This window comes from Fictibacillus sp. NRS-1165 (genome assembly GCF_050468105.1).
Taxonomy (GTDB): domain Bacteria; phylum Bacillota; class Bacilli; order Bacillales; family Fictibacillaceae; genus Fictibacillus_C; species Fictibacillus_C terrinigri.
Genome location: NZ_JBDPNU010000066.1, coordinates 1 through 10,983, shown reverse-complemented (window position 1 = coordinate 10,983; position 10,983 = coordinate 1). Strand labels below are relative to the sequence as shown.

Genomic DNA, 10,983 nt, shown 5'->3' with positions numbered 1-10,983 from the left:
AATTTGGGGTGCAGTTCAATGCGCCTGTTTATTATTGTTCCGGATTTTGACCATCAACATATTTTCCATAGTCGGGAATGGCAATCTCTTCAAAGTCCCGGGCCAGTTTTGCGAGGTTTTCAGAGAGCCATTCCCCCTTAACCGGGCGACCATGTCCTGTTACCGCTAATAAGGGGTGCAAGGCCTCCAGTGTCTTCACCGATTTCCAGGCTGTCATCCAGTCGGGGGTAAAATAACGGGGCGGTCCGCTGATCTCCAGTTCCTGTGTAATGACGCTGTATAGATCCTCCTGCTTTACAGTAATAAAAGCATCTCCGGCGATCAATGCCCGGTCGGAATCCCTAAACAGTGCAATATGGCCTTCGGTATGGCCCGGTGTATGAACCCAGCGCCATCCTGGCATTTCGGGTATGGACCCGTCTTCGGGGAGAGCGGTTACCCGTTGATCGAGATTAATGGACTCGTGAGGAAACAGAAAGGACATTTTTGCGACCATCCCGCCTTCCACAGAAGAATCAGGCTTTGGATAATCTTTTTCACCAGTGACATAAGGAAGTTCAAACCGGTGGGCATAGACAGGGACTTCCCACTTGTTCAACAGGCCAATGATGCCACCGATATGATCAAAATGGGCATGTGTGAGTATGATCGCTTTCGGACGTGTCCCTTTTCCAAAGCGATCTTCAGCCTCATGGATGATCTTTTCAGCTGAATCAGGCATACCCGCATCAACGAGCACCCAGCCTTGGTCATTTTCAGGGTTTCCGATAAAACAAAGATTAACGATCTGATTGGTAAAGCTATAGATATCCGGGGCCAGTTCTATTCCTTCGCCTGAAGTCACTGAACTGACAGGAATGTATTTATTGGTAGAAGCACTGCCTTCCACTTGATCCATATTCAAAATCCTCCGTTCCATTTTTTCTCTACTCGTATAGGGTTATCCATACGGTATAATTTATGCGGACATCCAATTTGCCCAGAGCATGAAAGTGGAAAAAACAGAAGGATAAATGCTAACTTTGAAATAGGGAACAGGAGGAAGGTACATGAATAAACGGAACGGGCGGATACTGATTATGACGTCTGTGCAGGCGGAAAAGGAAGCCGTTCTTCGGGGATTGAAGGATGATCGAGTGGATGTCGTACTCGCTGGTGTTGGCCCTGTAGCAGCAGCGATCAATACAATGAAGGCATTAACGGCCAATACATATGAACTCGTGATAAATGCAGGGATTGCAGGCGGTTTTTCCGGCAGAGCTGATATTGGTTCATTGGTGATCGCCAGTGAAATCGTCTGTGCTGATTTAGGGGCTGAATCTCCTGAAGGATTCCTGAGCATGGACGAGCTGGGATTTGGCTCTTCGACCAGGATAGAGGTGGATGAGGGCTTAGCACACGCCATTTCATCGGCACTGTCCAGGGGTGGCCAGGACGTTCAGAGAGCACCTATTCTTACCCTTTCAAAGGTGACAGGCACCGAAGAAACGACGGTAGAATTAATGGAGCGTGAGCCTGAAGCAGCGGCTGAAGCTATGGAGGGATACGGAGTGGCCTGCGCGGCACAGGAGTATAATCTCCCGGTGCTTGAAATCCGGGCGATCTCCAATGCGGTTGGTCCCCGTGACCGAGAAGCATGGCGGATAAAAGATGCGCTGCAATCCCTTGAATCTGCAAGTAAAGTTTTTATGGAGGTATTATAGATGAGTAAAATGAGCATCGCCTTTTCACCATGTCCAAATGATACGTTCGTGTTTCACGCATTGGTCCATGGAATGGTGCCAGGCACCCCGGAATTTGAAGTGACCTATGCTGATATTGATATAACAAATGGGCTGGCTGCCCGTCAGGAAGGGCCAGACATCCTAAAGATTTCGTATGCTGCTCTACCCTGGGTGCTGGACCATTATGACTTGATTCCTTGTGGAGGAGCACTCGGGCGAGGCTGCGGCCCGCTTGTCCTTGTGAATCATGACGGTGATGTAAGCCCGGGCATGCTGTCTGGGAAAAAGGTTGCCGTGCCGAGTGAACGGTCCACAGCTTACTTGTTGTTCCGCTTGTGGGCAGCACAAAATGTACCCGGTGGAATCGGAGAAACGGTTGTGATGCCGTTTGACCAAATCATGCCGGCGGTTAAAGAAGGAAAAATCGATGCTGGGCTTGTCATTCATGAGGCACGCTTTACTTATCAAAATTACGGCTTAAACCTGTTGGCCGATATGGGCAACTGGTGGGAAGAGGATACTGGATTGCCGATTCCGCTAGGTGCGATTATTGTGCGCAAGTCCCTGGATACGAAGTCCATCACCAAATGGATTCGTTCTTCCGTCGCTTATGCGTGGAAATTTCCTGAGGCCTCAAAAGAATATGTCATGCAGCATGCGAGCGAACTATCACTCGATGTAGCACAGCAGCACATCAACCTTTATGTGAATGAATTTACCTCTGATTTGGGAGAAAAAGGCTATGAAGCCATCATTTCTTTGCTGACTCGCGCGGCAAATGAGGGTCTCGTGCCGGAAAGAGATTATTCTGCACTTCTCAAAAAGGAGGACTAACGTATGGATTCACTGCACATCGATTTTCAAAAAACCGCCCTCGTCCTTATCGATCTTCAAAAAGGGATCGTCCAATTCCCTGGGGGACAAGAGGTAGTGGCGAAAGCTGCCGAACTGGTCAAGCGGTTCCGCCAAAATGAAGGCTTTATTTCGTTCGTGAACGTAGAGTTTCATGATGGAAAAGATGCTTTGAAACCTGCGACTGACCAGCCTGCGGCTTCTTCTGAACGGCCTGCGGACTGGGCTGAGTTTGCACCTAAGCTTGGTGTTACAAAAGACGATTATGTCGTAACAAAGCGCCAATGGGGAGCTTTTTTCGGTACGGATCTTGATCTTCAGCTCAGACGCCGCGGAATTGACACGATCGTGCTTTGCGGAATTGCTACAAACATCGGGGTGGAAAGTACGGCGAGAGAAGCCTTCCAGTTTGGATACAACCAAGTTTTTATAACAGACGCGATGGTTTCATTCAGCCAGGAAGAGCATGACGCATCCTGCCGCTTTATTTTTCCGAAAATCGGCAAGGTAAGGACAACCGATGAATTTTTAACAAATACGCAAGTGAACTAAAAAGAAGGAAGGACGCAGTTCGTCCTTCTTTTTTTAATTGGTGATTCCTCTATAATCAATTCTTACCTTTACCGTTGGCAGCTTAACTGAATCCATGAGCGGTACGTAAAAGACCAACAGTGCACTTTTGCCCTGAAAGGTCAGCTCTCTTTTGCCGATGTCTTGAGAGTGATCCAGGTAATCTAATATTTTTTCTTTATTCTCATTGAGGCTGCTCGATGTTGGAATAACAGGCCGATTCATCTTGCGCAACCCCTCGGTAGGCGTTTGAGAAGACAATCTTTTAGATTTTTTCCAAAATGACGCCATTCGCTTTTCCCCCCCAACTGACATACCTGCTCTTAGTATGAGAAGGGGAAAGAAAAATATGTAATTGTGAGGAGATCATGAAGAAAGATCAATCGTTCGAGAATAAGGCCTGAACGGGATGAATATCCATACTGTACTACGAGAGTAAGAGCGAGAGGCTATGGAGCGCGAAAGGAAGATCACTCCAGGGGATATTGCCGTGAAAGAAGGCCACAGGGTCGAGGCGGCAGCAAAAGGGCGTTTGGGCCGGATGCTTCCACCGGGGTGATCTGGAGAATTTTTAAGGTTTAGACCTCAGCCGCCTGCTCACATATTTTTTAAAAATAAGGAATGTGATTTCCACCCAAACCAAGCTGTACCCACACGAAAAAAGAAAGAGGGACAGCCAAAAATAAAAGCTGGAGGTACTTTGGAACTCGGGTCCGAATAGAGGAAATTGAAATCCGAGAAGCATGATGCAGATTCCAGGAAAAAGAGAAAGGGATCCGATGGATGCAATCAAGATACGCCTTTGAAAAAAGGTAAAGCCGTGACCAAGTCCTACTCCAAGAAGACCGGTTGTAAAAAGAAAAATCAATAGTTCACTAGGCTGTACGAGTAATAGGAGAAGGCCTGTTAAAAAGAAGGTGTAGATCCCAAGCAGCGGAGAAATGATGGTGATCAGAACAACAGGCAGGGTGGAAAAGGGGCTGATGATGAGTCCGACCGCTGGCAGGGTACCACCCGCAGATTGTATGAGTGCAGTGATCGCGGAAGCAATGGAAACGAGAACGAGTAAAGCGGTTTTAGAAAAACGGTTTTGAAAAGAATTGGCTGCCCTTTGAACATGGGGATCCATTCTCTTAAAAAAGCACATAAAAACCTCCCCTGCATGATTCACATTCCGTTGTGATATTACAATATAGTCACAAAAGGAGGATGCATTCCTTAATTTAAATGAATCCTCAACAGGGGACAAGGGGCATAGGAACAGAAAGCCGGGATTTTCAGCTGTGATTTATGTCAATTCCTCTGTGTCCGTATCGGGTTCAGTGTCGCCTTGATTAAATTCCGGACCGCCATATTGTTCGTTAATCTCTTTCGCAAGTTGATCCAAGAACTCATCTGAGAATAAAGGCCCATCTTTTTTAGACATTTTAAATCCTCCTTTTTTCGGGAAGTTCAAAATTTCTTTGTATATTAAAATATTATTCACATCTTTAAAATAACCTTTAAGAAAAGTTTTTAATCTCGGTATTTACATTTTTTCAAGAGAGGAGTATTATTATCTGAGTTTCAATTCTTAAATCGCTTAAACCATTAGGTGCGGGGGAACCAATACGGGCTGCTTATATAAAAGTCCTAGGGGTGAATCCTTAAACAGGTAGGGCTACTCAATGGCCCGAATCCGACAGCTAACCTCGTAAGCGTTAATGAGAAAGAAATGAAGCTTGTGAGACAGGTAAACACACGTCCGCAAGTCTATTAAAATTGGCTTGGGGGCTTTTTTTCACGTTCATATTTACACAAAATTTTTATCAGTGGGGGAAAAACAGTGTTTTCTTATTTAAAGAGACTATTAATCGGAAGGCCGCTAAAATCAAATGAGTTAGGAGAGCAAAAGCTTAACAAAACAAAAGCGCTAGCGATTCTTTCCTCAGATGCATTATCATCTGTTGCCTATGGTCCCGAACAAATACTGATCGTCTTGGTCACGGTCGGTGCTGCCGCTTTCTGGTATTCCATTCCGATTGCTGCCGGTGTACTCATTCTTTTAACTGCACTTATTCTATCTTACCGGCAGATTATCTTTGCCTATCCTCATGGTGGTGGAGCATATGTTGTTTCCAGGGATAATCTCGGAGTGAATCCAGGTTTAATCGCAGGGGGCTCCTTGCTCGTTGATTATATTTTAACTGTAGCGGTAAGTGTGTCAGCGGGTACAGATGCGATAACGTCCGCTTTTCCTGCATTGCATTCCTATACTGTACCGATTGCGATTGTGTTTGTTTTGTTTCTTACAACACTAAATCTCCGGGGAGTTACAGAATCGGCTTCAATCCTAGCCTATCCCGTTTACCTGTTTGTTGCCGCTTTATTTATCCTGATCGGGGTGGGATTGTATCAGATTTCAACTGGGCATGTACCTGCTGACCTACATACGTCTGTTGGAACGCCGGTTGCCGGAATCAGTCTGTTTTTATTGCTGAAGGCCTTCGCTTCAGGAAGCTCCGCATTAACAGGTGTGGAAGCCATATCTAACGCGATACCGAACTTCAAGGATCCCGCACCGAATAATGCTTCAAAGACTTTGATGGCCATGGGCGGATTATTGGCAATCCTGTTTTCGGGCATCGTTTACTTGGCGTATTACTATGGAATTACTCCAAGTGTAACGGAAACCGTCGTCTCACAAATTGCGGATGAGACATTTGGAAGAAACTTTATGTACTATTTTATTCAGGGGACCACAGCATTAATTCTCATTTTGGCGGCAAACACAGGATATTCTGCTTTCCCGCTGCTCGCTGTTAACCTTGCAAAAGATAAATTTATCCCGCGGATGTTTACGATTCGCGGTGACAGACTTGGGTACTCCAATGGAATCATCACATTGGGAGTCAGTGCCATTATCCTGATTATCCTGTTTAAAGGACAGACGGAGCACCTGATTCCATTGTATGCTGTCGGGGTGTTTATCCCGTTCACCTTGTCACAGTCCGGCATGATCGTGAAATGGGTCAGGGAAAAACCAAAAGGATGGGTGACAAAGCTTATCATCAATGCCACTGGGGCGCTCATCAGTTTAACTGTAACGCTGATGTTCTTCTTGACTAAATTCACACAGGTGTGGCCGGTCCTAATTTTCTTGCCGATCATTGTGATCATCTTTCATAAGATAAAAACACATTATGAGTTAGTAGGACAACAATTAAGAATTAATCCGAATCATCAGCCGAAGAAAATCGAGGGAAACGTCATTATCGTTCCTGTCGCAGGCATTACACAGGTTGTGGAAAACTCCATAAACTTTGCGACCTCTTTAACAGACCAGGTGATTGCCGTTTATGTGTCATTTGAGCGAGAAGACGAGAGAGTGTTCGAGGAAAAATGGAAGAAGTGGCAGCCGAATGTTCGTCTAGTTACCCTTCATTCTCATTATCGCAGCATTATTCAGCCATTGACGAAGTTTATTGATACTGTTCAGCATAAGGCCGGTGAAAACAACTACCAAGTAACGGTATTGATTCCTCAGTTCATCACAAAGAAAAGCTGGCACAATATTCTTCATAACCAGTCAAGCTTGCTCATTCGGGCGTATCTGCTCTTTAAACGGGATGTAGTGATTGCGACTGTTCCTTACCGCTTCAAAAAATAATGGATCGAATAAAAAACACTTCCGAGGAGTTTTTCCGCGGAAGTGTTTTTCTTGTTTATTATTTTTTTTGAAAATGATGTGAATGGTGAGTAAACCATGTAAAACGGTGAGTAAAGTTCGCAAAACGGTGAGTATTAGAGGCAAACCCGTGAGTGAATCGTGTAGAACCGGGAGTAAACCCATCAAAACCGTGAGTAATTCTAAGCCAAGCCTTTAGCGCTGCCCATCAGGTGTGATTGTTTACCGACGCCACCCTGCGCTTGCTTTCTGACATTGATATCAGTGCCGCAGCCAGTGCGAAAATGATGAAACATCCCCCGACAGTGGCATTTGATTCTACGGTGGATTGCTCAATCACAAAACCGCCGATGGCAGAACCGAACGCAATCCCAAAGTGAAGCGCGGTGTTATTCAGGCTTTGCTGAATATCAGATGTTTCAGCAGAGGAAGATTCAATTAAATAGCTTTGCATCGCAGGTGTGATCGCCCAGCTGAGCATGCTCCAAATAATCATCACGCCTAAGAAAAGAGGAAGCGAAAAGGTTGTGTAAGGGATGACGAACATCGTAATCCCGAAAAGAATAATAAACCCGATGATCGACCGTTTTGTACCCAAACGGTCAGCAAGATAACCTCCGATTCCTCCACCGGCTACGGCCGCACAGCCAAAGACGAGATACACGATGCTTACCCACGTTCCGTTCAAGCCGAGAGCTGTTTTTAAGAAGGGCGTTAAATATCCGTAAAGGGTCAGATGACCGGCCAAGAAGAGAAAAGATGTTAACTGGCCGAACAGAAGCTTTCGGTCTTTCAGCGTCTTAATCTGTGTAACGAGCGAAACCGCTGGCTTTGACTCCATCTGGTCCATAAAGAAGTACACGCCGGCCATGGAAAGAAGAGTAAGCCCGGCGATCAATATAAAGGGTGCTCGCCATCCGAATGCATTTCCGAGCATTAGGCCGATCGGGACGCCTACCACGAGAGAAGCACTGATTCCCATGAACACGACACCGATTGCCCGGGCGCGATACTGTTCTGAAACGATATTAGATGCCATGGTAATGCACAGAACAACAAGCAATGAGCCGCTCGCTGCTGATAAGATACGGGCGATGAGCAGTACACTGTACGAGGGGCTGATAATCGCGATGCCGTTTGCAGCGAAAAACACAAGCAGTGTAATCAGCGTCAATCTCTTTCTTTCCACTTTTGATGTGGCCATCAAAAGAACGGGTGAGGCCACCGCAAAAACAAGCGAGAAGGCAGTGATGAGAAAACCCGCATGGCCGATGCTGACGTTCAAGTCTTCTGCAACAAGATCCAATATGCCGCCTATAATTAATTCAACCATACCCACTACAAACGATACGATCGTTAATAAGTAAACACGTTTATTCATAGCACTTCATCCTTTGTATAAAAAGTTACCACTGTAATAGTAACATTTATGCGAAGAAAAACAAGATTAAAATTCGGCTGTACATAAATTGGAAGAGTCTGTGTTATCATTTACATAGCGATTAAAGTCAAGGAGTCAATAACATGCTGCAGCAATTCGGATTTACCCAATATGAAAGCCAGGTATATCAATCATTAATCTCAGAGGATCAGCCGCTGGATGCGACTGGAATTGTGAAACGGTCCGGGGTCCCGCGTTCCAAAGTGTACGAGGTGCTGCACCGTCTTTCTGAAAAAGGAATGATCCTGGAATCAACTGTAGAAAAAAAGCGGCTCTATACAGCGCTGCCGATCGAGGCTACAATCAAAAAGCTCAAAGCAGACTTTGAGACCAATGTACAGCAGCTTAGAGAAGCACAAATTAAAAAAACAGTAACCGATGACCGGGTATGGACGCTGAAAGACAACCAGTCCATTCAATCTGTCCTGCAAGGTCTGATAGAGAAAGCCGAAAAATCGATCATCATTTCGGGATGGGCGGACGACTTAGCAGGCTATCTCCCGTTACTTGAAGAGAAATATAAGAACGGCGTCTCTGTAAAAATGCATGTGATCGGTGAACTCGCCACGAAAATTCCTGACGTATCGACGTTAATACCGGATACTCAGCACGGAACGTTGGAGAGGAGCAGGATTCTCATCACGGATGAAGAGGAGATGCTGTTTGCGGGTATGGAAGACACAGCATGGCAAGCCATTCGGACCAAATCACGTCCTCTCGTCAAATTTTTCGCGGAATTCTTTTATCATGATGTGGCACTCACAGAAATTACCAGAAAATACAAAGACACCGTGATGAAGGATGAGGCGGTCAGAAATGTGCTGTTGAACTTAAGATATTAGCTCTGTTAGGCAATGGCAGGTGAATGATTGGCGGGTGTGATGTGTAGTTTGGCATGTAACGTGCTGTGTTTGGCATGTAAACAGTGAAAACCCGCACGTAAACTGTAAAAAGTGGATCGTAATCGACAAAAAGTGGACGGTAAAGCTACAAAATTCGCACGTAACCAAAACATGCGGCAAGCCGAGATATAAAGAAGCCCTCGCTTAGCGAGTTTATTTGGAGAAATTTAACGAATTGAGATCGTCCTAAAACGGGTAATGACTCCTATAACGTAAATCTGACAGGAGTTGTTATTGTGGAAAATCAGAAACCGGTGATCGGGATTACATGCTCAACAAAGGATTTAGGAGGTCATGAAACGGCTTATTTACATTATAGCTATGCGACATCCGTTATGAATGCGGGCGCCGTTCCCGTGATACTTCCTATGGGTGACAAAGAGACCGTGAAAGAATGGACCGCCCTGTGTGACGGCCTATTGCTCAGCGGGGGAGAGGATATGGATCCCCAAAAGATCGGAGCTGAACCTCATCCGAACCTTGGAAAAGTGATTCCGGAACGGGACGAAACAGAAATTAATCTCATCCACTATGCGCAAGAGCAAAATCTTCCTATCTTCGCGATCTGCCGGGGGATTCAGGTATTGAACGGAGCATTGGGAGGAACGCTCATTCAGGATCTGAATGATGAGAAAGAGGATGTAATTAAACATTATCAGGATGGTGCACGTTCGGCTGCTACTCATTCCATCCGTGTGGACAAAGGTACTCTTTTATCCGAAATTCTTGGAACGGAAGAAATTTCGGTCAATAGTTTTCACCACGGGGCAGTAGATGAAGTGGCGCCGGGCTTAAAAGCTGTGGCCTGTTCGTCTGACAGGGTGATTGAAGCTCTGGAAAGCACGGATCGAGAAAAAAGCTGGATGCTTGCGGTTCAGTGGCATCCGGAAGATATGACAGCCGTGAGCGATGAGATGCATCAAATGTTTGTTCATTTTGTGCAAAAGTGCCATGACTTGATGGAAAAGGAGCAGCCGGCTCTTTGATGCAGCAATCCTGTGAATAAGAAATTCGTTCGAAAAAGAGCTGTTCATCAGCTCTTTTTTAGTTTTTTTCTGGGGGGACGAACAATGAGAGGTGCTGGTTCAGGATATTCGCTTGAAACGGAAGCGGCGCGCCTTCATCTCCACCAATGTTGGAAACAAGGTTTTCTGAAGCGAACTCAATTTTTTGAGTAATTAAGAAAACCAGTAAAGTACCTACTATAGTTATGGTTGCTGCGTAAATTTTGTCATTCCTTCAATCCTATCCCCAAAAGTATCATAAGCTTGCTCGGTAAATGCCGGGGCAAAAGCGTTTGCCACGTATAGGAAGACCGGTGTAGTGATGACACGATCAAGCTTGCAAATAGCCCCATGTCTACAAGATTTTTAAATTGTACCATTAAAATTGGCGTATTGGTTTCATACAGTCTGTCATTCTAGCAGCTTGTCTGACAAAAACTGGAGCCATCCCATATTATAGAGTTATATCTAAGATGGGAAATTTGTGCTTTGAAGCAACCCTTGTACAGAGATTATCTAAACTTTTTCCTAGGTTACTTATCTATTGAACTGTTTTCCAACAAAAAAAATATTCCCTATGGTTTATATTCTAAGTAGAAATACGTAAACCAAATTCGATTATTTTTACTATTAAATAGTCTTGTCTTTCCTAGCCGTGACTTTCTCCATAAAAATAAACAGTACTAAATAAGCTTCAGATGCGGTATTTGAGGTTTTGTCAATAACTGAGTTTTTAAATAAGAAAGTACCCGTTACGGGTGGATATCTAACTCTTTCCCGGCGAACAAAAAAAGCACCGGCCATGAAGTGACCCCGAAAAGTT

The 10,983-nt window shown here is 45.0% G+C and carries 12 protein-coding genes and 1 riboswitch; of the genes, 6 read left to right on the top strand and 6 right to left on the bottom strand.

Translation table 11 applies throughout. The annotated features are described in order from the left end of the window. Positions 1–31: 31 nt before the first annotated feature. The gene (locus tag ABHN01_RS22835) at positions 32–898 is read right to left on the bottom strand and encodes an MBL fold metallo-hydrolase (protein WP_429877441.1); all 867 of its coding nucleotides are present in this window, start codon (positions 896–898) and stop codon (positions 32–34) included. A 151-nt stretch (positions 899–1,049) separates the two neighbouring features. On the opposite strand from ABHN01_RS22835, the gene ABHN01_RS22830 reads away from it, so the two are divergent. The 3 genes from ABHN01_RS22830 to ABHN01_RS22820 are packed head-to-tail and all read left to right on the top strand — an operon-like array spanning position 1,050 to position 3,128. After that, entirely contained in the window at positions 1,050–1,703 is a 654-nt protein-coding gene (locus ABHN01_RS22830) for a futalosine hydrolase (protein WP_429877440.1), read from the top strand. Between the two features lie 9 nt (positions 1,704–1,712). Next, a complete protein-coding gene (locus ABHN01_RS22825; protein ID WP_429877442.1) occupies positions 1,713–2,558 on the top strand; it encodes a 1,4-dihydroxy-6-naphthoate synthase in 846 nt (281 codons plus the stop codon). Between the two features lie 3 nt (positions 2,559–2,561). Then, a complete protein-coding gene (locus ABHN01_RS22820; protein ID WP_429877439.1) occupies positions 2,562–3,128 on the top strand; it encodes a hydrolase in 567 nt (188 codons plus the stop codon). Between the two features lie 33 nt (positions 3,129–3,161). On the opposite strand, the gene ABHN01_RS22815 is transcribed toward ABHN01_RS22820, so the two are convergent. From ABHN01_RS22815 to ABHN01_RS22805, 3 genes are all read right to left on the bottom strand, one after another. Beyond that, positions 3,162–3,371 carry a hypothetical protein gene (locus ABHN01_RS22815; RefSeq protein ID WP_429877438.1) on the bottom strand — a complete coding sequence of 70 codons (210 nt, stop codon included), beginning with the start codon at positions 3,369–3,371 and terminating at the stop codon, positions 3,162–3,164. Between the two features lie 346 nt (positions 3,372–3,717). Further along, complete coding sequence (locus tag ABHN01_RS22810; RefSeq protein ID WP_429877437.1) at positions 3,718–4,293, bottom strand: hypothetical protein; 576 nt, start codon at positions 4,291–4,293, stop codon at positions 3,718–3,720. Between the two features lie 141 nt (positions 4,294–4,434). Then, a complete protein-coding gene (locus ABHN01_RS22805; RefSeq protein ID WP_429877436.1) occupies positions 4,435–4,572 on the bottom strand; it encodes a hypothetical protein in 138 nt (45 codons plus the stop codon). A gap of 143 nt (positions 4,573–4,715) precedes the next feature. Then, a riboswitch (cyclic di-AMP (ydaO/yuaA leader) is annotated at positions 4,716–4,861 on the top strand. Positions 4,862–4,971: 110 nt separating this feature from the next. Between ABHN01_RS22805 and ABHN01_RS22800 the strand changes: the two genes are divergently transcribed. Then, positions 4,972–6,795, top strand: a complete 1,824-nt coding sequence (locus ABHN01_RS22800) for an APC family permease (RefSeq protein WP_429877435.1) — start codon at positions 4,972–4,974, stop codon at positions 6,793–6,795. Between the two features lie 226 nt (positions 6,796–7,021). Here ABHN01_RS22800 and ABHN01_RS22795 read toward each other — a convergent pair whose 3' ends face one another. After that, entirely contained in the window at positions 7,022–8,194 is a 1,173-nt protein-coding gene (locus ABHN01_RS22795; RefSeq protein WP_429877434.1) for an MFS transporter, read from the bottom strand. A gap of 143 nt (positions 8,195–8,337) precedes the next feature. Between ABHN01_RS22795 and ABHN01_RS22790 the strand changes: the two genes are divergently transcribed. Both ABHN01_RS22790 and ABHN01_RS22785 read left to right on the top strand, forming a co-directional pair. After that, entirely contained in the window at positions 8,338–9,096 is a 759-nt protein-coding gene (locus ABHN01_RS22790; RefSeq protein WP_429877433.1) for a TrmB family transcriptional regulator, read from the top strand. Between the two features lie 296 nt (positions 9,097–9,392). Beyond that, positions 9,393–10,142 (top strand): gamma-glutamyl-gamma-aminobutyrate hydrolase family protein, encoded by a 750-nt coding sequence (locus ABHN01_RS22785; protein WP_429877432.1) that lies wholly within the window; start codon positions 9,393–9,395, stop codon positions 10,140–10,142. A gap of 648 nt (positions 10,143–10,790) precedes the next feature. Here the strand turns inward: ABHN01_RS22785 and ABHN01_RS22780 are convergent. Then, positions 10,791–10,983 (bottom strand): hypothetical protein (locus tag ABHN01_RS22780; protein WP_429877431.1); only part of this gene is annotated, 193 nt, incomplete at its 5' end.